Annotated in this window: 23 protein-coding genes; all 23 read right to left on the bottom strand. The window is 44.7% G+C overall.

Features of this window, described 5'->3' with window-relative positions; translation table 11 throughout:
• Nucleotides 1-140: 140 nt before the first annotated feature.
• Nucleotides 141-410: a 30S ribosomal protein S15 gene (rpsO, locus tag QMA01_RS02610; RefSeq protein WP_142826542.1), complete on the bottom strand. Its 270-nt coding sequence runs from the start codon at nt 408-410 to the stop codon at nt 141-143.
• Between the two features lie 135 nt (nt 411-545).
• A complete protein-coding gene (gene ribF / locus QMA01_RS02605; protein ID WP_191714138.1) occupies nt 546-1496 on the bottom strand; it encodes a riboflavin biosynthesis protein RibF in 951 nt (316 codons plus the stop codon).
• Nucleotide 1497: 1 nt separating this feature from the next.
• Entirely contained in the window at nt 1498-2427 is a 930-nt protein-coding gene (gene truB, locus QMA01_RS02600; RefSeq protein ID WP_290184640.1) for a tRNA pseudouridine(55) synthase TruB, read from the bottom strand.
• A gap of 64 nt (nt 2428-2491) precedes the next feature.
• Complete coding sequence (rbfA, locus tag QMA01_RS02595) at nt 2492-2842, bottom strand: 30S ribosome-binding factor RbfA (RefSeq protein ID WP_191714137.1); 351 nt, start codon at nt 2840-2842, stop codon at nt 2492-2494.
• A gap of 18 nt (nt 2843-2860) precedes the next feature.
• On the bottom strand, nt 2861-3139 hold the full coding sequence (locus tag QMA01_RS02590; protein WP_191714136.1) for a DUF503 domain-containing protein: 279 nt from the start codon (nt 3137-3139) through the stop codon (nt 2861-2863).
• Nucleotides 3136-5493 carry a translation initiation factor IF-2 gene (gene infB, locus QMA01_RS02585; RefSeq protein ID WP_191714135.1) on the bottom strand — a complete coding sequence of 786 codons (2358 nt, stop codon included), beginning with the start codon at nt 5491-5493 and terminating at the stop codon, nt 3136-3138. Before infB ends, QMA01_RS02590 begins: the two co-directional genes overlap by 4 nt.
• On the bottom strand, nt 5471-5815 hold the full coding sequence (locus tag QMA01_RS02580) for a YlxQ family RNA-binding protein (protein WP_191714134.1): 345 nt from the start codon (nt 5813-5815) through the stop codon (nt 5471-5473). Before QMA01_RS02580 ends, infB begins: the two co-directional genes overlap by 23 nt.
• Nucleotides 5815-6093: an RNase P modulator RnpM gene (gene rnpM / locus QMA01_RS02575; protein ID WP_191714133.1), complete on the bottom strand. Its 279-nt coding sequence runs from the start codon at nt 6091-6093 to the stop codon at nt 5815-5817. The genes QMA01_RS02580 and rnpM overlap by 1 nt, the downstream gene beginning before the upstream one ends.
• Nucleotides 6094-6113: 20 nt before the next feature.
• Nucleotides 6114-7241, bottom strand: a complete 1128-nt coding sequence (nusA, locus tag QMA01_RS02570; protein WP_191714132.1) for a transcription termination factor NusA — start codon at nt 7239-7241, stop codon at nt 6114-6116.
• A 20-nt stretch (nt 7242-7261) separates the two neighbouring features.
• On the bottom strand, nt 7262-7747 hold the full coding sequence (gene rimP, locus QMA01_RS02565) for a ribosome maturation factor RimP (RefSeq protein WP_191714131.1): 486 nt from the start codon (nt 7745-7747) through the stop codon (nt 7262-7264).
• Nucleotides 7748-7872: 125 nt separating this feature from the next.
• Nucleotides 7873-12180 (bottom strand): PolC-type DNA polymerase III, encoded by a 4308-nt coding sequence (locus QMA01_RS02560; RefSeq protein ID WP_191714130.1) that lies wholly within the window; start codon nt 12178-12180, stop codon nt 7873-7875.
• Nucleotides 12181-12553: 373 nt separating this feature from the next.
• On the bottom strand, nt 12554-14257 hold the full coding sequence (locus QMA01_RS02555; protein WP_290214227.1) for a proline--tRNA ligase: 1704 nt from the start codon (nt 14255-14257) through the stop codon (nt 12554-12556).
• 99 nt (nt 14258-14356) lie between these two features.
• The gene (rseP, locus tag QMA01_RS02550) at nt 14357-15616 is read right to left on the bottom strand and encodes an RIP metalloprotease RseP (RefSeq protein ID WP_191714128.1); all 1260 of its coding nucleotides are present in this window, start codon (nt 15614-15616) and stop codon (nt 14357-14359) included.
• 42 nt (nt 15617-15658) lie between these two features.
• Nucleotides 15659-16804, bottom strand: a complete 1146-nt coding sequence (dxr, locus tag QMA01_RS02545) for a 1-deoxy-D-xylulose-5-phosphate reductoisomerase (RefSeq protein WP_290184630.1) — start codon at nt 16802-16804, stop codon at nt 15659-15661.
• A 16-nt stretch (nt 16805-16820) separates the two neighbouring features.
• Entirely contained in the window at nt 16821-17612 is a 792-nt protein-coding gene (locus QMA01_RS02540) for a phosphatidate cytidylyltransferase (RefSeq protein ID WP_191714126.1), read from the bottom strand.
• Nucleotides 17609-18400, bottom strand: coding sequence for an isoprenyl transferase (locus QMA01_RS02535; protein WP_191714125.1), 792 nt, complete (start codon nt 18398-18400; stop codon nt 17609-17611). The genes QMA01_RS02540 and QMA01_RS02535 overlap by 4 nt, the downstream gene beginning before the upstream one ends.
• A 152-nt stretch (nt 18401-18552) precedes the next feature.
• A complete protein-coding gene (gene frr, locus QMA01_RS02530; RefSeq protein ID WP_191714124.1) occupies nt 18553-19110 on the bottom strand; it encodes a ribosome recycling factor in 558 nt (185 codons plus the stop codon).
• Nucleotides 19110-19835: a UMP kinase gene (pyrH, locus tag QMA01_RS02525; RefSeq protein ID WP_191714123.1), complete on the bottom strand. Its 726-nt coding sequence runs from the start codon at nt 19833-19835 to the stop codon at nt 19110-19112. The genes frr and pyrH overlap by 1 nt, the downstream gene beginning before the upstream one ends.
• Before the next feature lie 82 nt (nt 19836-19917).
• Nucleotides 19918-20802 (bottom strand): translation elongation factor Ts, encoded by an 885-nt coding sequence (gene tsf / locus QMA01_RS02520; protein ID WP_290214226.1) that lies wholly within the window; start codon nt 20800-20802, stop codon nt 19918-19920.
• Nucleotides 20803-20895: 93 nt separating this feature from the next.
• Nucleotides 20896-21612, bottom strand: a complete 717-nt coding sequence (gene rpsB, locus QMA01_RS02515) for a 30S ribosomal protein S2 (protein WP_142826560.1) — start codon at nt 21610-21612, stop codon at nt 20896-20898.
• A gap of 377 nt (nt 21613-21989) precedes the next feature.
• Nucleotides 21990-22769 (bottom strand): GTP-sensing pleiotropic transcriptional regulator CodY, encoded by a 780-nt coding sequence (gene codY / locus QMA01_RS02510; RefSeq protein ID WP_191714121.1) that lies wholly within the window; start codon nt 22767-22769, stop codon nt 21990-21992.
• An 86-nt stretch (nt 22770-22855) separates the two neighbouring features.
• Nucleotides 22856-24253 (bottom strand): HslU--HslV peptidase ATPase subunit, encoded by a 1398-nt coding sequence (gene hslU, locus QMA01_RS02505; protein ID WP_191714120.1) that lies wholly within the window; start codon nt 24251-24253, stop codon nt 22856-22858.
• On the bottom strand, nt 24253-24798 hold the full coding sequence (hslV, locus tag QMA01_RS02500; protein WP_146556600.1) for an ATP-dependent protease subunit HslV: 546 nt from the start codon (nt 24796-24798) through the stop codon (nt 24253-24255). The genes hslU and hslV overlap by 1 nt, the downstream gene beginning before the upstream one ends.
• Nucleotide 24799 lies beyond the last annotated feature (1 nt).

Here is a 24799-nt window from a genome sequence, read left to right as displayed (position 1 = left end):
CTCCTCTCTCTTACCTTGTTTCTCTATACTATATGTATCCAATAGTAGTGTATCAAAAAAGCATCCGGTATGCGATGCGATAATTTAAAGTTTTATCCATAAAGAAAAAGCGGGACGAATCCCGCTTTTACTTTTTGCTATTAACGGCGTAGGCCAAGTCTTGCGATTAACTCGCGGTAGCGAGCAACTTCGTTTTCACGTAAGTATTTTAGCAAGTTACGACGGCGTCCAACCATTTTGAATAGACCACGACGTGAGTGATGATCTTTTTTGTGAGTACGTAAGTGCTCATTCAAGTTGTTGATGTCTTCTGTAAGAATGGCGATTTGAATTTCTGCAGACCCAGTATCAGTGTCATGCACTTTGTATTCATTGATCAATTCATTTTTACGTTCTTGTGTGATTGCCATACTGTTTCCACCTCCTAATTTCTGATATCCCCAATTACCGAGCAAACGTTGGTGATTCGATTTGCCAAGCAACGGTTTGTACATTCAGTACTCATAAATAATAGCATAAGCCATTTCCGAAATCAACCACACTGATTAATTAATGCCAGCGAAAAACTGCTCAGCCGTCATCTTGTCTCGCTGAATTTGCGCTTTCAACTCATCAATGCCGGAGAACTTCTGCTCATCCCGGATCCGTTCATGCCATTCGACTTCCACCATTTCCCCGTAGATCGATTTGTCAAAATCAAGAATATGCACTTCGATGACTTGCTTTTTCACATCGGGATTATTAAACGTCGGCTTGAAGCCAATATTGCAGACACCATTGTAAGTCTGCCCCTGCACTTGAATTTTCACCGCATAAACGCCGCGGCTTGGCACGACAGCACCCAGTTCCGGCTCTATATTGGCCGTCGGAAATCCGATGGTGCGTCCCCGTTTATCACCATTGACCACGGTTCCTAAAACACGGAATGGCCGGCCCAACAAATGGCAAACCTGCTCGACTGCACCGTTTTTCAATAGCTCACGGATGCGTGTCGAACTGATTTTTTCATTGCCATCTTCCTGTTTTTCTATGACAGTGACGCCGTACTGCCCGTCTCCCAGCTCTTTCATCAAGGTCATATCGCCTTTGCCTTTGCTGCCGAACGAAAAATCGAACCCGGCTGTGACATGGCTGACATTCAGTTCCTTAATGAATATCTCGATAAACTGTTGCGGCGTCAATTTGGCAAACTCTGAAGTAAAGCGCACGATAAAGCAATAATCGACGCCCATTCCTTCAAGGATTTCCATCTTCTGCTGCATAGGCGTAATATAAAAGACTTCTTCTTTTCTGCCGCCCAAAACCAATGAAGGATGTGGATCGAACGTCATAACCGCTGATTTAATGCCTTTGCTTTCAGCTTGTTTGATGGCGTCGCCTATCACGCGCTGATGTCCTTTATGTACACCGTCGAAAAAGCCGAGGGCCAAGGACAATGGTCCCGTCTCACTATCGGGTTTAACGTGAATCGGATAACTTAAATGAATAATTTCCATACTACACCTCGTCCGCTGTCGGAAAACCGAACATTTTTTCAGGCTTCATCTTATCCGCTTTTTCAGGATGGTTTTTATAGAGTGCCACAGGTTGTCCCTGATAGGTCAAAACTACAAATCCCATTTGATCAAGTATGGCATGACGCGCCAGTACTTGCCCGTTTTTTACAGCAAATATCTGTTTCGGTTCGATTTCCATGAATGGAAACACCTCTAGACCATAGCTGAGCGGTTTCAAAATGTCGCCGATAACTCCATTTTGAGCAAGTTCAGCCACTTCGGCAAGTGTTACGCAATCTTTTTTGGCGAATTTACCGGATTCTGTCCGGGTCAGCCGGGACATATGCGCAGGAAAGCCTAATGCTTCTCCGATTTGCACAGCCAAAGTCCGGATATAAGTTCCTTTGCCGCAGCGGATACGGATATTGAATTTGATTTGCTGGCCAGTCCATTGAAGATCATCATCCAATAACTCAATCGAATCGATGCGGACTGTCCGCTCAGGCCGTTCAACGGCGATTCCTTGGCGTGCATATTCATATAGCTTTTTGCCGTTCACTTTGACGGCTGAATACATTGGGGGAATCTGTTTAATATTTCCGGTAAGCTGCAAAAAGACTTCAGCAATTTGCTGGCGGGTAATGAGCTTCTCTGAAAGGTCCGTATCCACCGTTTCGCCTGTTGCATCTTCTGTTTCAGTCGAATAGCCGATGGTCACTTCCGCTTCATAAGTCTTTCCTTGGTCGGTGATATATTCTGCCACTTTGGTCGTATTGCCGATGCAGATAGGCAGTACGCCATCCACTTCAGGATCCAAAGTCCCAGTATGTCCGACTTTTTTCGTTTGCAGGATCTTCCTTAACTTAAAGACACAATCATGGGAGGTCATCCCTTTTTCTTTCCACAATGGTAGAATTCCGTTCAGCGCCATATGCCTTAACTCCTTTGCTTGATGCAAAAAAAGCCTGCTATCTGAAATAGACAGCAGGCTTTTTTTAATCTTCTTTTGGTTCTTGAATATCACGCAGTAATGTATCGATTCGATTGCCGTAAGCAACCGATGAATCGATTTCAAAAGACAATTCAGGAGTTTTGCGAAGACGGATCCGCTGTCCGATTTCGGTGCGGATAAATCCTTTCGACTTCGTTAACCCAAGCAATGTCTGTTCTTTTGCATGGTCTTCACCTAACACGCTGATATATACAGTTGCCTGCTGGAGATCTCCTGTAACTTCAACATCTGTTACAGTGACAAATCCGATACGTGGATCTTTCAGTTTTCGGCTGATGATATCGCTGAGCTCTTTTTTCATCTGCTCAGCTACACGATTCGCGCGCATTGTCATTGCTAATCCACCTCGTTCTTACAAATATTCTTTCTCAATCTCCAAACATTCCCAAGCGGGGTTGCTTTCCAAGTAGTAGAGAACCTGCGCCATTTCCTTATCAGCCATTTCTTTTGAGGAAGAGACGATAACAAAAGCGATGCGGGTCCGCTGCCAAACATTTTGGTGGTCAATTTCCGCTGCGGAAACGTTGAATTTTTGTCTGCTGCGGGTCAGCATGCTTTTCACGACTGCCCGCTTATCTTTTAACGAATGTGCCGTTGGAATGAAAAATTCGCATTCCATGTACAGGATCATTTGCGTACGATTTCTTCCATAATATACGCTTCAATGATATCCATTTCCTTCACATCGTTGAAGTTTTTGATTGTAATACCGCATTCATAGCCTTTAGCCACTTCTTTTGCATCGTCTTTGAAACGTTTCAATGTGTCAATTTCACCTTCGAATACTACGATGCCTTCACGGATGACGCGAACGCCGCTGTCACGTGTAATTTTGCCTTCGGTTACATAGCTTCCGGCAATCGTTCCGACTTTAGATACTTTGAATGTGCTGCGGATTTCAGCTTGGCCGATGATTTTTTCTTCGAATTCCGGGTCAAGCAACCCTTTCATTGCGAATTCAATTTCTTCGATCACTTTATAGATGATGCGGTGCAAACGGATATCTACGCCTTCTGCTTCAGCAGCGCGTTTCGCGTTTGCATCCGGACGAACGTTAAAGCCGATAACGATGGCATTTGATGCAGCTGCCAATGAGATATCAGATTCTGTAATCGCACCAGCGCCTGTGTGGATGATTTTCACGTTGACGCCTTCTACATCGATTTTAAGAAGTGATGCTGCCATAGCCTCAACTGCTCCTTGAACGTCTGCTTTGACGATCAGGTTCAATTCTTTCATTTCGCCTTGTTTCAACTGATCAAACAAGTTATCAAGTGTTACGCGTGTTTTTTCTGAACGCTGAACTTGAAGCGCAGATGTTGCACGTGTTTCGCCCACTTGACGAGCTGTTTTTTCATCTTCAAAGACAACAAAACGATCTCCTGCTTGTGGTACATCATTCAACCCAGTGATTTCAACTGGAGTTGATGGGCCCGCTTCTTTTACGCGACGGCCTACATCCGAAACCATTGCACGGACGCGTCCAAATGTGTTGCCGACAACGATCGGATCTCCAACATTTAACGTACCGTCCTGTACTAGAAGTGTAGCTACTGAACCACGGCCTTTATCAAGCTCTGCTTCAATAACCGTTCCAATTGCACGGCGTGCCGGGTTAGCTTTCAATTCCCCTACTTCAGAAACAAGCAAGATCATTTCAAGCAACGAATCAATGCCGTCTCCAGTCAATGCGGAAATCGGTACGAAAATCGTGTCTCCGCCCCATGCTTCAGGAACTAAGCCATGCTCAGTCAGTTCTTGCATAACACGGTCTGGATTTGCGCTTGGCTTATCCATTTTGTTGACTGCGATGATGATCGGAACTTCTGCAGCTTTAGCATGATTGATGGCTTCAACTGTTTGTGGCATAACGCCGTCGTCTGCTGCAACAACAATAATGGCAAGGTCTGTCACTTTCGCTCCGCGTGCCCGCATGGTTGTAAATGCTGCGTGTCCAGGAGTATCAAGGAATGTGATCTTTTTGCCGTTGTCTACAACTTGGTAAGCACCGATATGCTGCGTAATTCCGCCGGCTTCTCCTGCCGTCACTTTCGTGTGGCGAATTGAATCAAGCAATGTTGTTTTACCATGGTCAACGTGCCCCATGATTGTCACAACCGGTGGACGTTCTTCGTTCAGGCTTTCGTCTTCAGGTTCAAAGTAAACTTCAAGATCTGTTTTATCAACAAGAATCTCTTCTTCCACTTCAACCTCATATTCAGCACAGATCAATTCAATTGCATCTTTATCCAACTCTTGGTTAATGGTAGCCATTACACCAAGCATGAATAATTTTTTGATGATTTCAGAAGGCTCGCGCCCTAATTTTTTCGCCAGCTCAGCTACAGTCAATGACTCGCTGAATGTAATTTTAGCCGGCAATTCTTTCTCTTTTTTAGGCATTGGCGGCAACGGATTTACCGGTTGCTGCTGCTTCCCTTTACGGTTGCGGTTTTGGAAGCCATTGCGGTTTCCGCCTCCTGGACGTCCTGAAGAACGTTGGCCTGGGCCTGCCGTCGGTTTAGCTGCTTTTGGTGTGAAGTTCGAACCAGTTTTTGCTGGTGTAGTCGGACGCTGGCCGTTTCCTTGCGAACGGGATTGTCCTTGGCTTGGAGCTGCTGCCGGACGTGATTGGCTTTGCCCTGATGGACGTGACTGGCCGCCTTGTGATGGACGCGATTGCCCTTGTCCTGATGGACGGGACTGGCCGCCTTGTGATGGACGTGATTGCCCTTGTCCTGATGGACGGGACTGGCCGCCTTGTGACGGACGGGATTGGCTTTGTCCTGATGGACGCGATTGTGCTGCTGGACGCTGTCCTGCAGACGCATTTTTGTAGATGCTGTCTAATTTCGAAACAGCATTGTCTTCTAATGTAGCCATATGGTTTTGCACGTTAATATTGTGTTTAGACAATTCATTGATGATTTCTTTGCTTGGCTTGTCTACCTTCTTAGCGTATTCATGTACTCGAATTTTGGTCATCTGCTCGCCCCCGATTAATTTCTTCGAATAAGCTGGTTATTTTTTTTGCAAAACCTTTATCGGTGATTGCAATCACTACCCGCTCTTCTTTGCCTATCGCATGTCCCAAATCGAACCGCGATCCTAAAACATGCAGATCCACTCCAAATGATTTGCATTTGTCCTGCAATTTCTTTTTGGTATTGTCCGAAGCGTCTTCTGAAATTATCACTAATTTCGCTTTTCCTTTTCGAACTTCGTTCACGGTCATTTCTTCACCGGAAATGGTCATTCTTGCACGTGTCGCCAATCCAAGTAATTGAAGAATTTTTTGTTTCGTCATTATTTCAACTGCTCTCTGAGAACGACGCGAATTAACTCATCATAGATTTCGTCTGGAATCTTGACTTCCAATTGCTTGTCCAGCACTTTCTTTTTGCGGGCAGTCGCGATGGCATCTTCCGATTTCGAAAGGTATGCGCCGCGTCCTGATTTTTTGCCAGTCAAATCGACGGCTACTTCGCCTTCTTTTGAACGGACAACGCGGATCATTTCCTTTTTAGGATGCATCTCGCCTGTAGCTACACACTTCCGTAATGGAATTTTCTTTTGCAGAGCCAACGGACATCACCTTTTCTACATTATTCTTTTTCTTCGTAAAAATCAAAATCGTCCAGTTCTTCACCGGATTCCACTAATTCGATATCAGCATTCGGGTTCGGGTAGATGCCCATTTCCCGAGCGTCAGTCTCGCTTTTAATGTCAATTTTCCATCCAGTCAATTTTGCTGCCAAACGGGCATTTTGCCCACGTTTGCCGATCGCAAGAGATAATTGATAGTCAGGAACAACAACCGTCGTTGATTTTGCTTCTTCATTGACTTGCACATCCAATACTTTGGATGGGCTAAGTGCATTGGCTACAAAGACTACCGGCTCTTCAGACCATTCAACAATATCGATTTTTTCTCCACTCAACTCATTGACGATCGTTTGGACACGTCCGCCTTTAGATCCGACGCATGACCCTACTGGATCAATGTCATCGCGGTGTGCGAATACGGAAATTTTAGAACGGTCTCCTGCTTCGCGTGCAATCGACTTGATTTCAACGATGCCGTCATAAATTTCAGGCACTTCGTTTTCAAACAGACGGCGAAGCAATCCCGGATGGGTGCGCGACACAAATACCTGTGGCCCGCGAGTTGTGCGCTCCACTTTTGTGATATACACTTTGATGCGGTCATGAGGCTTGTAATGCTCATTCGGCATTTGCTCAGTCTGTGGAAGCACTGCTTCAACTTTGCCAAGTCCTACGTACAAGTTGCGTGCGTCCATGCGTTCAACGATGCCGTTGACGATATCGTCAGCACGATCAACAAACTCTTCGAAGATTAGGCCGCGCTCAGCTTCACGAACACGTTGAGTTACAACTTGTTTCGCTGTCTGTGCAGCAATACGTCCGAAATTACGCGGCGTCACTTCTTCTTCCACCACATCTCCAAGCTCGTAAGCAGGGTTGATGACTTTAGCATCTTCCAATGAAATGTGAAGACGTTCGTCTTCCACTTCTTCTACAACATCCTTGCGGGAATAGACCAGCATCGTGCCGGTGTCCAAGTTCAAATCCACACGGACATTTTGTGCCTGGTTGAAATTCCGTTTGTATGCCGTTACCAATGCAGCTTCAATTGCCTCGATCAGGACTTCACGGGAAATCCCTTTTTGTTTCTCTAGTACTTCAAAAGCATCCAATAACTCACTGCTCATTTTATTCACTCCCAGGTTCTTCAATCAGGTTTAACAGAAAAATCAATGGCCAAACGGATTATCGCAATCTTATCTTTCGGAATGTTGATTATTTTTCTGCGTGTTTTGATTTTAATTTCAATTTCCACTTGTTCATCGTCATAGGACTTTAAATAGCCTTCAAACTCTTTTGCATCTTCAACCGGCTCATAAGTTTTGATGTAAATAAATTTACCGATAGCTTTCTCGAAATCTTTTTCCTTCTTCAACGGACGTTCTGCACCCGGAGATGAAACTTCCAGGAAATAATTTTGTTCAATCGGATCGAGTTGATCCAAAATCTCACTGAGCTTTTCACTTACTAAAGCACATTGATCAATATCAATCGGTGCTTCCGGATTGTCCACATACACTCGTAAAAACCAGTTGCGGCCTTCCTTAAGGAATTCCACATCTACAAGTTCCAGGGCTAGTTCACTGGTGATGGGTTGTGCTATCTTCTCGATTTGTTCTGTAATTTTGCTCATACATGCCTCCCGCCAATTTTATGCCATAACAAACAGAAAAGAGCGGGAGAACCCACTCTTCTGCGACAGAGCTATCAGTAAATGTTACTACAATAATACCACAAATCGCGCTGTGGTGCAACTGGCTAGAAGAGAGACAGCTGGTTGGCTTCAGGCATCCCTTCTAAACAGCCATGATCATCCATGTACTCGATGATTGTTTTTGAAACGCGGCCACGTTGCTGAAGGTCTTCCTTGGACAGGAATTCCCCATGTTCGCGTGCAGCAACGATGGATTTTGCGGCGTTGGTCCCTAATCCAGGAATGGCATTGAATGGCGGAATCAGGCTGTTGCCATCTATGATGAACTGATCAGCAGATGATTTGTATAAATCAACCTTTTGGAAGCTGTAGCCCCGCTCCACCATTTCCAGCGTCAATTCCATAACCGTCAGCAAGTTCTTCTCTTTTGTCGATGCTTCCAGGCCTTTGCTGTTGATTTCATCAATCACAGCACGAATCGAATGTGATCCTTTGGCCATAGCGTTGACATCAAAATCTTCTGCGCGCACTGTAAAATAAGCCGCATAGTAAAGAACAGGGAAATGCACTTTAAAGTAGGCGATGCGGACAGCCATCAAAACATAGGCGGCGGCGTGCGCTTTCGGGAACATGTACTTGATTTTTTTGCAGGACTCGATGTACCAGTTCGGCACGCCTTCTTTTTTCATGGCTTCTTCAAATTCAGGCGTCAATCCTTTACCTTTACGGACAGACTCCATGATTTTAAATGCCAAGGAAGATTCAAGTCCCTGGTAAATCAAATAGACCATGATGTCATCACGGCAGCCGATTACGTCGGACAGCTGGCAGGTTCCATTTTGGATCAATTCCTGCGCATTGCTCAACCATACATCCGTCCCGTGGGACAATCCGGAAATCTGGACAAGTTCCGAGAACGTGTTCGGTTTTGTTTCTTCCAACATCTGGCGCACAAAACGCGTACCGAATTCCGGAATGCCGAGCGTGCCTGTTTTACAGCCAATCTGCTCTTTCGTCACACCGAGTGATTCAGGTCCGGCGAAGATTTTCATGACTTCCGGATCGTCAGTTGGGATGGTCTTCGGATCGATGCCGGACAAATCCTGGAGCATGCGGATCACTGTCGGATCATCGTGACCAAGTATATCGAGCTTCAATAGATTATCGTGGATAGAGTGGAAGTCAAAATGTGTAGTCTTCCATTCTGAATCCTGCGCATCTGCCGGGAATTGGATTGGCGAGAAATCATAGATGTCCATATAGTCCGGAACAACGATGATCCCCCCCGGATGCTGTCCGGTACTGCGCTTAACGCCCGAACATCCTTGTACAAGCCGGTCGATTTCCGCCCCGCGCAATGTCATGTCTCGATCATTGGCATAGCCGCGGACATAGCCATAAGCCGTCTTTTCCGCTACTGTGCCGATGGTGCCTGCACGGAAAACATTGTCTTCTCCAAACAGTTCCTTCGTATAGTTATGGGCAACTGCCTGGTATTCTCCACTGAAGTTCAAATCGATATCCGGAACTTTATCCCCTTTAAATCCTAAGAACGTTTCGAACGGAATATCCTGGCCTTCTTTTTGATAAGGAACATCACAATCCGGGCAATTCTTGTCTTTTAAATCGAATCCTGAACTGACAGAACCGTCATCAAAAAACTCCGATTTCTTGCATTTCCGGCAAATATAATGCGGCGGCAACGGATTGACTTCCGTTATTTCAGTCAGCGTCGCTACAAGCGAAGAACCGACCGATCCACGGGAACCAACCAAATAACCGTCATCCAATGATTTTTTAACCAGCTTATGGGAGATCAGATAGATGACCGCAAAACCATGTCCAATGATGGATTTCAATTCTTTCTCAATCCGCGCTTCCACGATTTCAGGCAAAGTATCTCCGTAAATTTGTCGGGCCATGTTGTAACTCAATTCCCGAACCTCTTCATCAGCGCCTTCAATTTTCGGTGTATACAATTCATCTTTAATTGGTTTGACAACATCGATCATCTCGGAGATTTTAACCGAGTTTTCCACAACCAGTTCATGGGCTGTTTCAGCACCGAGGAAATCAAATGCATCGAGCATTTCGTTGGTTGTTCTAAAATGCACTTTCGGCAGCTTGTGGCGATTCAACGGATTCGCCCCGCCTTGGGATCCGATAAGTACCTGTCTGAAAATGGCATCTGTCTCATCCAAGTAATGGACATTGCCCGTTGCAACCAAAGGTATTTCCAACTTACGGCTGATTTTCACCAATTTCCGGATAATGTCTTCCAAGTTCCATTCATCGCGGATCATTTCCCGCTCAATCAAATGGGAATAAACCTCTTTTGGATGAACTTCCAGATAATCGTAGAATTGCGCAGTCTGTTCAACTTCTTCCATTGATTTTTGCATGACCGCTTCGAAAACTTCGCCTTTGTCACAACCGGAACCGACCAGCAGGCCTTTCCGATGTCGTTGGAGCAATGAACGCGGAATGCGAGGCACCCGGTAGAAATAATCGATGTGAGATGCAGACACCAGTTTGAAGAGATTTTTCAGCCCCTCATCGTTCTGCGCCAACAGTGTGCAATGTGTCGGCCGTGAACGTTTATAAGCGTCTCCGCTGCCCACATAATCGTTTAATTGGTCATGATAAAGAATGCCTTTTTGATCTGCTTCTTTTAAGAGATGCGTCAATAAATAAGATGTCGCTTCCGTATCGTAAATGGCCCGGTGATGCTGTGTCAGCTCGATTCCGAACTTTTTGGCCAACGTGTTCAATCGGTGGTTTTTCAGTTCTGGATGAAGCATACGCGCCAATTCCAGTGTATCGATCGTGGCATGCTTTGTTTCAATACCGTATTTCTTATAGCAGACATACAGGAAGCCCATGTCGAATGAAGCGTTATGGGCAACCATGATGTGGTCGCCTGCCCATTCGTGGTATTTGCGGATCACTTCTTCCACTTCCGGTGCGTTTTTGACCATATCATCGGTGATGCCAGTCAAATCAATCGTTGTCGATGAAAGCTCATGATGAGGATTCGCAAAGCTCTCGAATTTATCGATGATCTGGCCGCCTTTGATTTTAACAGCAGCTAATTCAATGATGGTATCGTAAACAGCGGACAAGCCCGTGGTCTCTAAGTCAAACACAACGAACGTTTCATCTTCCAATAAAGCATGGCGCTCTTCATAAGCGATCGGTACACCGTCATCCACTAAATTCGCTTCCAGGCCAAAAATCGCTTTAATACCATGTTTTTTGCTGGCTGCATATGCATCCGGGAATGACTGTACGCCGGCATGATCCGTAATGGCAATCGCCGGATGGCCCCATCTGGCAGCTTGGCTGACCAATGATTCAACAGACGAAACGGCGTCCATTTGGCTCATCGGTGTGTGCAGATGCAACTCGACGCGTTTTTCTTCAGCTGTATCTTGGCGAAGAACCGGTTTGATCTCAACCATATCCTGTGCCATCATCACTAGATCCCGCACAAAGGTATCCGTCTGAATCGAACCGCGAGCTCTTAACCACATGCCTTTTTTAGCATTGGCCATCAATTCAGCATCTTCTTTGTCACGTGAGAACATCTTCACAAGAATCGAATCGGTATAGTCTGTAATCTTGACGGTCAATAATGAACGGCCGCTCCGAAGTTCTCTGACTTCTGCATCAAAGACGTAGCCTTCAATGGTCACTCGACGTTCCTCATCAACAATCGATTGGATTTCCACAATATTTTCATCCGGTTTGATAGCCGTACCCATCTGGAAAGGCCCAGAAGGCGTACCGTTCTCTTTTCGGTTCGTCTCCCGCTTTTTCATATCGGACAAGGCTTTATTCGCCATCTCCTCTTCTTCACGCAAACGTTCTGCCATGAATGCTGCATGTGCCGCTTCCTGGTCTTCGTTTGACAATTGGAAATCGATTGAAACATGCGGGAAGCCAAACTGGCGGTAGACACCCGCTAATTTATCGCTGTATTTTGATTTCAATGCCATCATTTCGTGTTCATGATTGCATTGCAGCAGAAGCTTGTTGCCGTTCCAAACCGGCGCCTGTGACAGCAATCGTTCACGCAGCGGCGGCGCCATATCAGCCAATTCTTCAACCGCGTATCTCCAGTAGGATAAGACGAGGTTTTCCTGTGCTGTCTCCTGTGCAGATTCGATGTTCAATTGAACCGAAGCAATTGGAGAAAATGTGCTATATAGTCGTTCTTTAAGTAATAGGTACAAATCGATCGGCAGGATATTCTTTACTTTTACAAGGAATTTCCACGATCGTTCTTTTTTATGGACAGTCATCCGTGTCAGTTCAGCCTCTTCGAAAAAGGGCATATGTACATCGTCCGTTAAGTCGAGATGCTGAAGCAGCATTTTAAACCGCATCTTAGGATCTTGCTGGTTTGTCATAATTATCCCCTTCGTAGTAGTGATTTAAGAAAGCGTACGTGCATTTTGTCTGGCGGCGTTGGATTAGGGCAATTTAACATTTGAACATACTAAACATTTGCTGGTATGGATTTTTCGCCATCCAGTTCCACTAAACCCCAAGCTTTAACATCTGCACAGCTGAGATAGCTCTGATACAAAATGAGAGCTGTATCACTGATCTGCTTTCCCGCAACGATTCCTTTACACTTTACACATTTAACTATTTTGCTAAAACCATTTCTTTCGTTCACCTTAAAAAAGTGCAAACTCACATTTACAATTTTCTCGAACAAGCAGAAAAAGAAAGGAAAGTACAATTTGTACTTTCCTTTCATCATATCAGATTTTGCTGTTATTTTTTAAAAAACTGCTGCAATTGATCAAGCAATTCGTCACGTGTCCATTCGAATGTTTCACCTGTCCGACGTATTTTGACTTCCAGAATTCCTTCAGCCGCTTTTTTACCGATGGTGATGCGAACCGGCAACCCAATCAGGTCAGCGTCTGTGAATTTCACGCCTGCCCGTTCTTTGCGGTCATCAAGCAGCACTTCGTAGTGATTTGATTTCAACAGGGAATACAACTCTTCACCCAGCTCGCGCTGTGCATCGTCTTTGACGTTTACAGGTACGAGATGGACTTCGTAAGGAGCAACGATGTCCGGCCATGTAAAGCCATTGTCGTCCTGGAATTGTTCAGCAACGGCAGCCATCACACGTGATACGCCGATTCCATAGCATCCCATGATATAAGGCATCGCTTTTCCTTGATCGTTCAGGAATGTGCCTTTAAGCGGAATGCTGTAAGTCGTGCCCAATTTAAAGATATGTCCGACTTCAATGCCTTTGGCAAATTGAATTGTGCCTTGGCCGTCCGGCGATGCATCCCCTTCCTGGATAAAACGAAGGTCGTGGTAAGCAGCGACCTTAAAGTCTTTTCCGGGCGTAACATTTTTGTAGTGATAGCCGCTTTCGTTCGCGCCAGCTACACCATTGACTATGTTTTCCACCGCGTGATCAGCAAACAAGCGGACTTCAGCAGGAAGATTAATCGGTCCAAGAGAGCCGATGTCACACGCCAGTAATTGCTGTACTTCTTCAGGTGTTGCCATCTCAACAACTTTAGCACCTGTTGCGTGTTTGACTTTGACGTCATTGATATCATGATCGCCTCTCGCCAAAACGATTACCAGTTCGTCATCCGCTTTGAAAACCAGGGTTTTGATGCATTTTTCAGCAGTCGTCCCCATGAATTCCGCTACCTCTGCAATGGTGTTTTTGCCTGGCGTTGCCACTTTTTCCATTTCTCCCGGGGTTTCGTCTGAAACCGGATAAGAAACATTGACTGCTGCCATTTCGATGTTCGCTGCATAAGAAGAACTGTCGGAATACGCAATCGTATCTTCCCCGATTTCCGATAATACCATGAACTCGTGGTTGTCTTTTCCTCCGATGGCACCTGAATCCGCAATTACAGCACGGAAATCAAGACCAAGGCGTGTGAAGATATTGGTATAAGCTTTCATCATGACGTCATAAGTTTCGTCCAGGCTCTCAGGAGTAGCATGGAATGAATAAGCATCTTTCATCAGGAACTCGCGGCCGCGCAATAACCCGAAACGCGGACGTTTTTCGTCTCTGAACTTCGACTGTATTTGGAACAAATTTAAAGGCAGCTTTTTATAGGACTTGATTTCATCACGCAGCAAGCTGGTGATCACTTCTTCGTGTGTCGCACCTAGAGCGAATTCACGATCATTCCGGTCTTTCAAACGCATTAATTCGTCGCCGTAAGAATACCAACGCCCTGATTCCTGCCACAATTCAGCTTGCTGAAGTGCTGGCATAAAGATTTCAACACTGTTAGCGGCTTCCATTTCTTCTCGGATAACGGTTTCCACTTTTTGCAGTACACGTTTGCCGAGCGGCAGGAATGAGTAAATGCCGCTTGTGTTTTGGCGGATAAAGCCTGCGCGCAATAAAAGCTGATGCGATTTTACTTCGGCATCGGCTGGAGTTTCACGTAATGTTGGGATAAAAGTTGCTGTTTGTTTCATTCCAGAATACACCTCAACTGACTATAGAATTTTTATAAAGGGATTAAAAGTTCAGGACAGGCAATAATAATCGCCTGTCCGGTAATGCTCAATCAATTATTAAAAGAAATATTTTTGGATATCGTTCCACGTGACGACAATCATCAACAGCATGAGAAGCATGATCCCGACAAAATGAACCATTCCTTCTTTTTGCCGATCAACCGGCTTGCCGCGCACCGCTTCAAGAATGAAGAACATAAGACGTCCGCCGTCCAATGCCGGAAGCGGAAGCAGGTTCATGATTCCCAAGTTGATGCTGAGCATACCTGCCCAGCTCATCAATGTGAAGAAACCGTATTTGGCTACTTCTTCAGTCGTCTTGTAAATTCCAACCGGACCTGATAAAGCATCAATCGTAAATTGGCCGGTTACAAGCATTCCTAGCAAACGGAAGATCTCTTTGAACCAGAAGACGGTTTGTTCAGCACCGTACACAAAAGATCCAAAAAAGTCTTTTTCGACAGGACTTTGATACAGTACGCCGATTACGCCGATTTCTTCAGGCGATTGTTCGGATACCTCAGGAGTGATGGTGAAATTCAATGGCTCTCCGTTACGTTCAACTTCGAACTCAAGAGCATTGCCGGCATTGTTCTGAACTGATTCAACCAGTTCATCCCAAGTGCCAATCGGATTCCCTTCAATTTCAGTCACCAAATCGCCGTTTTGCATCCCGGCTTCTGCTGCCGGACTGTCTTCTGTCACTTCGGTAATGACAGGTTCAAAGGTAGGAATTCCTTGCATCATGCCAAGCGCCGTGAAAATCAGAAACGCCAGGATGAAGTTGAATAACGGACCTGCGAAAATCGTCATAAACCGTTTTCCGACTGACTTCGAATCAAACTGACGGTCGTAAGGAGCCAAAATGGTTTCTCTGCCATTTTCCTCTACAACTGCATCTCGTGCCACTTCGATGCGGATCAGCTTTTCCTCTTCATCATATCCTTTGATCCACAATTCTTTTTCCAGGTCCGCTTCTTCTACTTCAAGAAACAAGATCTCCGGATAAACATGCTTTTGGTTCATGATGATCTTTTTAGCCTGGCCTTCTTTGTTCAACAGAACGCCGATGCGATGGCCTGCTTGAAGATGAATGGTATCCATATCTTCCCCTGCCATGCGTACATATCCACCAATCGGCAATAAACGCAGTGTATAAAGCGTTTCCCCTTTGGTGATCCCTAAAATTTTCGGGCCCATTCCGATTGCAAATTCGCGCACTAAAATGCCGGAGCGTTTGGCAAACAGGAAATGGCCAAATTCATGGAAAAACACTAAAGCACCGAAAATTATTATAAACGAGATAACTGTCTCCATTTTGAACCCATCCTTATAAAGTTATTCGGTTTTGATCTTTAGCTATTTTAGCATGTTTTTTACAGATTTTCTCGTTTCAGCATCGACATGCAAGATCGTTTCCAAGTCAGGTGTTGCAATAACTTCGTGCTGATCCATCGCCCGCTCGATCATTTCCTCAATCTCAAGGAATTTAATTTCCTCATTCAGGAATAGCGCAACAGCCTGTTCGTTTGCGGCATTGAGGACAGTGGTCATCGTGCCTCCTGCAACACCGGCATCAAATGCCAGCTGCAATGCCCGAAACCGCGTGTAGTCCATCTCTTGGAAATTCAGTTTTCCGATTTCAGCCAAATTCAACCGTTTCGCCTGCTCACGTGGAAGGCGGTCAGGATACGATAAGGCATATTGAATCGGGACACGCATATCGGGTGTGCCGAGCTGTGCCATAACACTGGTGTCCTGGAACTCGACCATGGAATGGATGATGCTTTCGCGGTGAAGCACCACATCTATATCCGCATATGCGAAATCAAACAAAATGTGTGCTTCGATCACTTCAAGCCCTTTATTGACCATAGTGGCTGAATCAATGGTGATTTTCGATCCCATTGACCAATTCGGATGGTTTAACGCATCTTGGACGGTGACGTTTTTCAACTGTTCACGCGTCAAGTCACGGAAACTGCCGCCTGAAGCCGTTAGAATCAAACGGCTTGCCTGGTCTTTCTTTTCTCCATTCAAGGCTTGGAATAAAGCTGAGTGCTCACTGTCAACAGGCAGGATGGCCGCACCGAATTGTTTGGCGCTTTCCATCACAAGATGTCCTGCTGTCACCAAGGTTTCTTTATTGGCAATCGCAATGGTTCGTCCAAGTTTGATGGCTTCAAGGGTCGGTTCCAGTCCCACACTGCCAAGAACTGCATTAACCAAAATGTCAGCCTCATAAACAGCAATGTCGATAAGCCCTTCAGCGCCTGATACGATTGCCACAGCCGGATATTCAGCCGCTAAATCCTTAGCGTCTTCTTTCCGCTGCACACAGACGATTTCAGGTTTGAATTCAGCAATCAGGTTACGTGTGACGTCCATATTTTTTCCGGCAGAAAAACCGACCAATTTAAATTCATGTGGATGTTCACGGATGATGTCAGCTGTCTGTACACCAATTGAACCCGTAGCACCCAGCAACGTAATTTTCTTAACCATTCAGCAATTTCCTCTCTTAGATGAAATGTAAAAAATGAAGCAAAGGCATTACAAATAAAATACTGTCAAAACGATCCAGAATTCCGCCGTGCCCCGGCAAAATCGAACCTGAATCCTTCACATTGAAGTGGCGTTTTAATGCAGATTCCACCAAATCACCCATTTGCCCAAAAATCGAGGCGATGATCGTCACAATGATAATCAGGAAGATTGAATGGTTTAAAGGAATAAAATAATTGAAGATCAAAGCAATTCCAATCGCCCAGATGATGCCACCCACAAAACCTTCTATTGTTTTGTTTGGGGAAATTTCCGGCCATAGCTTCCGCTTGCCGATTTTTCGGCCTGTAAAATAAGCACCTGAATCTGTGAACCATACAACCAACAATGCAAAAATCAAAAAGCTTAAACTGGCTTCACGTGTCTCAATAAAATAAAAGAACCCGATGCCGACATATAAAGTACCCATAATAGCGAAAGCCGCATCATCAAAGGTGAAGCTGTTTTTCACAATAACCGTATGTATCAATAAAAGAATAACAGCTAAAAAGGCAAATTCGACTTTTTCATAGCCTGTCCATTCAAGTACATTGTCTGCCCATTGATCGGGCAGCATAAACGCGTATAGCGCCAACAAAGAAATAAGGCCGGGAATACTCCATAAACTCCGGCCTTTCATTTTCAAAAGCTCTTGCAATGCGATTGTCCCCAGCAAATAGACCAAGAGGATAAATGGCACTCCTCCATAAATGACAAAAGGGATAAAAAGCGCAGCCGCAATAGCCCCTGTTATAATACGCTGTTTCATTTCACTTCGTCTCCTTTCAACCCTCCGTACCGGCGATTGCGTTTTTGGTAATTCTCAATCGCTTCCAGTAAGGAATCTTCATTAAAATCGGGCCATAAAGTTTCCGTGAACCAAAACTCGGTATAGGCTAATTGCCAAAGCATAAAATTGCTTAAACGAACTTCACCACTTGTGCGGATCAATAAATCCGGCTCAGGCAGCCCTTTTGTCATTAAGCCCCCCGAAATAAGGTCTTCGTTGATATCACTGACATCCAACGTTCCCGCAGCAACCTGTGCAGCAATGTCTTTGACGGCATCGACTATTTCTGCGCGGCTGCCGTAGTTCAAAGCAAAGTTCAAAACAAGCCCCGTATTTTCCTTGGTCGCCTCTTTTGCCTTTTTGATGGCTCTCAATGTATGCAAAGGCAAATTATGATGATACCCCATCATTTCCACACGAACATTTTCTTCAATGAGTTCTGGAAGGAAAGTTGTCAAAAACTCTTCAGGCAAACGCATCAAAAAATCCACTTCGATTTTTGGGCGTTTCCAGTTTTCAGTGGAAAATGCATATAAGGTCAATACGCCAACCCCAAGTTCATTGGCCAGTTTGGTCACTTTTCGGACCGTTTTCATTCCTTCGTGATGTCCAGCGACTCTTGGCAACGAACGTTTTTTTGCCCAGCGTCCATTACCGTCCATAATAATTGCTATATGGGCCGGAACGGCTTCATTCGAAATCAAAACTGAGCGATCTCCACTTTCCAAGACCAAATCAGTATTTCGCTTTAGTAGTTTATTAAACATAGTTAGTCCTCCACCTATTACAAATCGGCATGTCTATTGCTTATCATATCAAAAAAAACGGCATTGTGCGCTTCTTTCCCAATACAGCATTTATTTTTGGCATGAAAAAGCGTCCTGCTTAACAGGACGCCTGACATGAAATGAAGTTCGATTTAAACTTCCATAATCTCTTTTTCTTTATCCTTAGCCATTTCGTCGATCTTGGCGATGTTGTCATCCGTCAATTTCTGGACATCATCGGTATAGCCACGCAAGTCATCCACTGTAATTTCACTTTTCTTCTCCAGCTTCTTGAACTCGTCATTCGCATCACGGCGAATATTACGGATTCCGACTTTCGCTTCTTCTGCTTCTTTTTTCACTTGCTTCACAAGGTCTTTGCGGCGCTCTTCCGTTAAAGCAGGAACTGCCAAGCGAATCACTGAACCATCATTTGATGGGCTTAATCCCAGATCAGATTTAAGAATCGCTTTTTCAATATCGCCCAGAACTGATTTGTCGTATGGCTGAATCATGATTAGACGCGCTTCTGGAATCGAGATTCCAGCAACCTGGTTAACCGGTGTTGGAGAACCGTAATAATCGATCGTCAATTTATCCAAAATCGACGGCGTTGCACGGCCGGCACGGATTGAAGACAAATCGCGCGAGAAAGCCTGAATTGCATTAGTCATTTTAGATTTAGTTTCACTCATCACTGTTTTCGGCATTATATTGTTCTCCTCACTACTGTCCCGATTTTCTCTCCGAGAACAGCCCGTTTTATATTTCCGTTTTCCATAATTGAGAATACTACGAGTGGGATATCATTGTCCATACAAAGTGTGGAAGCTGTAGAATCCATCACTTGCAAGCCTTGTTGGATCACATCGAAATAAGAAAGCTCTTCGTATTTCACAGCTTCTGAATCCGTCTTCGGATCAGCTGAATAAACACCATCAACATTGTTTTTCGCCATCAAGATGACATCGGCTTCAATTTCTGCCGCACGCAATGCTGCTGTTGTATCAGTTGAGAAGTAAGGATTTCCGGTACCGGCTGCAAAAATGACGACACGCTTTTTCTCCAAATGGCGAATCGCTCTTCTGCGGATATAAGGTTCAGCTACTTGGCGCATTTCAATGGAGGACAATACGCGGGTTTCCACATCCTGCTTTTCCAATGAATCCTGTAAAGCCAATGAGTTCATAACTGTTGCCAGCATGCCCATGTAATCAGCTGTCGCACGGTCCATTCCCATTTCAGAACCGACTTTGCCTCTCCAGATATTGCCGCCGCCTACAACGACTGCCACTTCCACTCCGAGTTCAACCACTTCTTTAACTTGGCTTGCTACTGATTTGATAATTTCAGGGGACAATCCGAAACCTTGCCCTCCTGCCATTGCTTCACCACTTAGTTTTAATACAATGCGTTTATATTGCTGAACACTCATCGGTACCCTCCATTACATAATTTATTGAAAAATAGGGAACACATTCTCGTGTTCCCCGAAATGAATCATATGATAAATGATCTTATTTTTTGTTAACTTGGCTCATAACTTCATCAGCAAAGTTATCTTCACGTTTTTCGATGCCTTCTCCAACTTCGTAACGGATGAATTCTTTAACAGATCCACCTGTTGAAGCTGCAAAATCACGAACTTTTTGATCTGAGTTTTTAACGAATGCTTGGTCAAGCAAGCAGATGTCTTCGAAATATTTGCCAAGGCGGCCTTCGACCATTTTAGCAACGATTTTTTCAGGTTTGCCTTCATTCAATGCTTGCTCAGTCAAGATTTTGCGCTCGTGTTCTACTTCTTCAGCAGAAACTTCATCGCGTGATACATATTTAGGGTTCAATGCAGCAATGTGCATAGCGATATCGCGTGCAGCATCTGAATCAGTAGAGTTTTCAAGAACAACTAGTACTGAAATTCTTCCGCCCATGTGCAGGTAAGAACCGAAAGCATCTGCATCTGATTTTGTGCGTACTTCAAAGCGGCGCAAAGTAATTTTTTCACCGATTTTAGCGATAGCGTTAGAAATGTGGTCAGCAACTGTCAAACCATTAGACATAGTTGAAGCGTTGGCTTCTTCTACTGTAGCTGGTTTAGTTGTGATCAAGTGCTCGCCTAATTCTTTTACTAATGTTTGGAACCCTTCGTTTTTCGCAACAAAGTCAGTTTCCGCATTCACTTCGAAGATTACTGCTTCGTTTTCTTTTACAAGAATAGAAGTTGTTCCTTCAGCTGCGATACGGTCTGCTTTTTTAGAAGCGCTTGAAAGGCCTTTTTCGCGTAGGAAATCAAGAGCTGCTTCCATATTACCGTCTGTTTCTACTAATGCTTTTTTGCAATCCATCATACCTGCGCCTGTTTTTGCACGCAATTCTTTTACCATTTGTGCTGTAACTGCCATGATTAAATTCCTCCTCTGTATTTGCTTGCTATCATTTTCTCAAAAAAAGGTGATAAGAGGGGTTGGCCGCTTATCACCTGTGTAAATTACGAATTACTCAGCAGATTCAGCTTGAGTTTCTTCTTCTTCTTCCGGTTTTGATTCAAGCAAAGCATCCGCCATTTTACCAGTCAACAATTTAACTGCGCGAATAGCATCATCGTTTGCAGGAATAACATAATCGATTTCATCCGGATCACAGTTCGTATCAACGATACCAACGATTGGAATGTTCAATTTCATTGCTTCTGCAACTGCAATGCGTTCTTTGCGTGGGTCAACTACGAACATAACGTCCGGTAGTGAACTCATATCACGGATACCGCCAAGGAATTTAACAAGGCGTTCGTGTTGTTTCTTCAATTGAACAACTTCTTTTTTCGGCAGAACTTCGAAAGTTCCATCTTCTTCCATGCGCTCGATTTGTTTCAAACGGTTCACACGTTTTTGGATTGTACCGAAGTTAGTAAGTGTTCCACCCAACCAACGTTGGTTGATGTAGTAGTTGCCAGAACGTTCTGCTTCTTCTTTGATTGCGTCCTGAGCTTGTTTTTTCGTACCAACGAAAAGTACTTTACCGCCTTCTTCGCCCACTTGTTTCATGAAGCTATAAGCTTCCTCCAATTTGCGGACTGTTTTTTGAAGATCGATGATGTAGATACCGTTACGTTCCACGAAAATATATTTTTTCATTTTCGGGTTCCAACGACGAGTTTGGTGACCGAAGTGTACACCAGCTTCTAACAATTGTTTCATTGAGATTACTGCCATGATTTGTTTCCTCCTGATAGGTTATTTTTTCCCTCCGCATTTTTCTTCTCTGAACCGTTACCCGCATGGGCACCTACGACTCAAATCGAAATGCGTGTGTATTTAACACCATTTGAAATTATACCACGCTTTACGCGAAGACCGCAACAAGTTTCTCTCATAAAAACTAAAACAAATTTAAAATGATCAAATGCCTTTTCTTTCATCACTTTGGCAGTTTTACGGGAATACTCTCGCAGAAGCGCCCTCCATACATTCAAGTCATCCGAGCTCTTAAAGAAGAACTTGTATGCTTCAATCCGTTAAGTACAGAAAAACCGGTTTTAATCCATTAAAAAAACGATGCCAGGCAGATCCCCGCATCGTTTCTTGTTTACTTAGTTCATTTTCAATTGTTCAAGTTCAGCAAGGAATTTCGTGTTCAATACTTTGATGTATGTCCCTTTCATTCCTAGAGAGCGTGATTCGATAACGCCTGCACTTTCAAGCTTGCGAAGTGCGTTTACGATAACTGAACGTGTAATACCCACGCGGTCAGCAATTTTCGAAGCTACCAGCAAGCCTTCGTTGCCGTCAAGTTCTTCGAAAATATGTTCGATTGCTTCAAGCTCACTATATGAAAGTGAAGAAATCGCCATCTGCACAACAGCTTTGCTGCGTGCTTCCTCTTCGATGCGGTCGCCTTTTTCACGAAGGATTTCCATCCCTACTACAGTAGCGCCGTATTCTCCAAGAATTAAATCGTCGTCATGGAATTCTGCATCTACACGTCCAAGAAGAAGTGTTCCTAAACGTTCTCCGCCGCCATTGATCGGAACGATTGTTGTTAAGCCGTTTTTGAACAATTCACGTTCTTCCACCGGGAAGATCGTGTGTTCACTGTTAACATCCAAGTTCTCAGTTGTTTCAGTGATGTTCGAAAGCTTTTGAGTGTATTCAATCGGAAATTGGCGTTCTTCCAACATCCCTTTCATACGCTCGTTTTCGATTTGTTGGTTAATTGCATAACCTAATACTTTACCTTTGCGGCTAACTACGAAAGCGTTACATTCAATTACTTCGCTCAATGTCTCAGCCATGTCTTTAAAGTTTACTTTTTTACCGCCTGCTGCTTCCAGCATAGAGTTAATTCGTCTTGTTTTTCCTAATAAATTCATTTAAATGAACCTCCTACATAATTCGTACCCTGTTTATTCAATATTCTAAAGGTTTTTACTCTTTATTGAAACTAATTCGCCTTGATTTACAGAATAAATTGTGACAAGTCTTTATTTTTCGCCACATTTTCGAGCTTTTCATTCACATATTGGGGGGTAATGTCAATTTGCGCTGGTGAAATCTCGGAAGCTTCGAAAGACAAATCCTCTAACAGGCGCTCGAGTATAGTGTGCAGCCTACGAGCACCGATGTTATCTGTGTCCTGATTTACTTCATATGCAATTTCTGCAAGTCTGACTATTGAGGCATCATTGAAGTGTACCACAATCCCCTCAGTTTCGAGAAGGGCTTTATACTGATTTATCAAAGAATGTTTCGGTTCCGTCAAGATTTTGACAAAATCTTCAACTTCAAGCTTCTGCAATTCCACACGGATCGGGAATCGGCCTTGCAGCTCAGGGATCAGATCGGATGGTTTCGACATGTGGAATGCCCCGGCAGCAACAAACAACATATAATCCGTTTGGACTGCACCGTACTTAGTCGAAACCGTGGAACCTTCAACGATCGGCAAAATGTCACGCTGGACACCTTCACGCGAAACATCAGCAGATGAAGAATTGCTCTTGCTGGCGATTTTATCCATTTCGTCGATGAAGATGATGCCGTGCTGCTCAGCGCGGTCAATCGCTTCCTGCGAAATTTCTTCATCATCCACCAATTTAGCGGCTTCTTCAGTCGTTAAAATGCGGCGGGCTTCTTTTACCTGCAAACGCCGTTTTTTCTTTTTCTTCGGCATCAGCGATGATAACGCATCCTGCATGTTCGCACCCATTTGTTCCATTCCCGAGCCTTGCATGGCATCAAACATGGACAATGTGTTTTCAAGCACTTCCACTGTTACCCATTCATCTTCCAGCTTTCCAGCTTTCAGGTCTGCAGCAATTTCTCTTCTCTTCACCCGAACTTCCACTTCCGCTGTCGGTTCTTCCTCTTCCTGCTCGAATTTCTGGCCAAAAAGCATTTCCAGCGGGTTTTGGTTCGTTTGTTTCTTGCGCATGGACGGTGCCAGCAACTTGACGATCCGCTCATTGGCAGCGGTTTCCGCCTGGAACTTCACAGCTTCGAATTTTTCTTCTTTGACGATTCTTACAGCGGCTTCAACCAGGTCGCGTACCATCGATTCGACGTCACGGCCGACATAGCCGACTTCCGTAAACTTCGTCGCTTCCACTTTGATGAAAGGCGCTCCCGTCAGTTTAGCGATACGGCGGGCGATTTCCGTCTTGCCCACACCTGTCGGCCCGATCATCAAGATGTTTTTCGGAATGACTTCACCACGCATTTCTTCATCCAGCCGGCTTCGGCGATACCGATTGCGCAATGCGATGGCAATAGAACGTTTCGCTTCTTTTTGGCCGACGATGTAGCGATCCAAATGGTCAGTGATTTGTCTTGGCGTTAAATCAGATTGATTTTTCATTAGGACAATTCCTCCACAACGATTTGATGATTGGTGTAGACACAGATATCCGCGGCTGTTTCCAAAGCGGATTGTGCGATTTGCGCAGCGGTCAGATTATCGCCTGCGTATTTTTTCAAGGCACGCCCTGCTGCCAATGCATAGTTTCCGCCTGAACCGATTGCCAAAATGCCATCATCCGGCTCGATGACTTCACCTGTTCCGGATACCAGCAGCAATTCGTCTTTGTTCATGATGATGAGCATAGCTTCCAATTGGCGAAGCATTTTGTCCCCGCGCCATTGTTTAGCCAGTTCAACTGCAGCGCGTTGAAGATTGCCGTTGTACTCCGTCAGCTTCCCTTCGAACATCTCGAACAAGGTAAAAGCATCTGCAACCGATCCTGCAAATCCGGTCAGCACTTGCCCGTTGTATAATTTCCGTACTTTTCTGGCTGTATGTTTCATGACTACGGCGTTGCCGAATGTTACCTGGCCATCGCCTGACATGGCGCATTTGCCGTTATGCTGAACCGCGAATATCGTGGTGGCATGGAATTCTTGCATG

Origin of the sequence: Planococcus notacanthi (genome assembly GCF_030407825.1) — a bacterium.
Taxonomy (GTDB): domain Bacteria; phylum Bacillota; class Bacilli; order Bacillales_A; family Planococcaceae; genus Planococcus; species Planococcus notacanthi.
This window is presented reverse-complemented; position numbering and strand designations above follow the sequence as displayed.

Coding starts and splice junctions, on each gene's coding strand:
- rpsO (WP_142826542.1), bottom strand. CDS start 410: ATGGCAATCACACAAGAACGTAAAAATGAATTGATCAATGAATACAAA.
- ribF (WP_191714138.1), bottom strand. CDS start 1,496: ATGGAAATTATTCATTTAAGTTATCCGATTCACGTTAAACCCGATAGT.
- truB (WP_290184640.1), bottom strand. CDS start 2,427: ATGGCGCTGAACGGAATTCTACCATTGTGGAAAGAAAAAGGGATGACC.
- rbfA (WP_191714137.1), bottom strand. CDS start 2,842: ATGACAATGCGCGCGAATCGTGTAGCTGAGCAGATGAAAAAAGAGCTC.
- QMA01_RS02590 (WP_191714136.1), bottom strand. CDS start 3,139: ATGATCCTGTACATGGAATGCGAATTTTTCATTCCAACGGCACATTCG.
- infB (WP_191714135.1), bottom strand. CDS start 5,493: ATGACCAAAATTCGAGTACATGAATACGCTAAGAAGGTAGACAAGCCA.
- QMA01_RS02580 (WP_191714134.1), bottom strand. CDS start 5,815: ATGACGAAACAAAAAATTCTTCAATTACTTGGATTGGCGACACGTGCA.
- nusA (WP_191714132.1), bottom strand. CDS start 7,241: ATGAGCAGTGAGTTATTGGATGCTTTTGAAGTACTAGAGAAACAAAAA.
- rimP (WP_191714131.1), bottom strand. CDS start 7,747: ATGAGCAAAATTACAGAACAAATCGAGAAGATAGCACAACCCATCACC.
- QMA01_RS02560 (WP_191714130.1), bottom strand. CDS start 12,180: ATGACAAACCAGCAAGATCCTAAGATGCGGTTTAAAATGCTGCTTCAG.
- QMA01_RS02555 (WP_290214227.1), bottom strand. CDS start 14,257: ATGAAACAAACAGCAACTTTTATCCCAACATTACGTGAAACTCCAGCC.
- rseP (WP_191714128.1), bottom strand. CDS start 15,616: ATGGAGACAGTTATCTCGTTTATAATAATTTTCGGTGCTTTAGTGTTT.
- dxr (WP_290184630.1), bottom strand. CDS start 16,804: ATGGTTAAGAAAATTACGTTGCTGGGTGCTACGGGTTCAATTGGTGTA.
- QMA01_RS02540 (WP_191714126.1), bottom strand. CDS start 17,612: ATGAAACAGCGTATTATAACAGGGGCTATTGCGGCTGCGCTTTTTATC.
- QMA01_RS02535 (WP_191714125.1), bottom strand. CDS start 18,400: ATGTTTAATAAACTACTAAAGCGAAATACTGATTTGGTCTTGGAAAGT.
- frr (WP_191714124.1), bottom strand. CDS start 19,110: ATGCCGAAAACAGTGATGAGTGAAACTAAATCTAAAATGACTAATGCA.
- pyrH (WP_191714123.1), bottom strand. CDS start 19,835: ATGAGTGTTCAGCAATATAAACGCATTGTATTAAAACTAAGTGGTGAA.
- tsf (WP_290214226.1), bottom strand. CDS start 20,802: ATGGCAGTTACAGCACAAATGGTAAAAGAATTGCGTGCAAAAACAGGC.
- rpsB (WP_142826560.1), bottom strand. CDS start 21,612: ATGGCAGTAATCTCAATGAAACAATTGTTAGAAGCTGGTGTACACTTC.
- codY (WP_191714121.1), bottom strand. CDS start 22,769: ATGAATTTATTAGGAAAAACAAGACGAATTAACTCTATGCTGGAAGCA.
- hslU (WP_191714120.1), bottom strand. CDS start 24,253: ATGAAAAATCAATCTGATTTAACGCCAAGACAAATCACTGACCATTTG.
- hslV (WP_146556600.1), bottom strand. CDS start 24,798: ATGCAAGAATTCCATGCCACCACGATATTCGCGGTTCAGCATAACGGC.